At 47.8% G+C, this 209-nt stretch carries 1 protein-coding gene; it reads right to left on the reverse strand.

Going from position 1 to position 209, the window contains the following annotated elements; translation table 11 throughout:
- The coding region (locus AB4585_RS28050) for a sulfatase-like hydrolase/transferase (protein WP_372172039.1) at positions 1 to 209 on the reverse strand (209 nt) is incomplete at both ends.

Raw genomic sequence — 209 nt, forward strand, 5'->3', positions numbered from 1 at the left:
GTGCCTTTCTCACCATGGAACGGTGTAGCACCGCCGTCCGGCCAAGATACTGTCTCTGCACCGTTGTCGGTAGAGTAGATAACGATAGTATTATCAGCAATACCTAGGTCATCCAGTTTGTCTAACAAAATACCCACGTGGTCATCATGCTCTAACATGCCGTCGGCATAGATGCTGATGCCTGATTTGCCTTGGTATTTCTCTTGTAG

It is taken from the genome of Vibrio sp. 10N.222.49.C9 (assembly GCF_041474985.1).
Classification (GTDB): Bacteria; Pseudomonadota; Gammaproteobacteria; order Enterobacterales; family Vibrionaceae; genus Vibrio; species Vibrio crassostreae_C.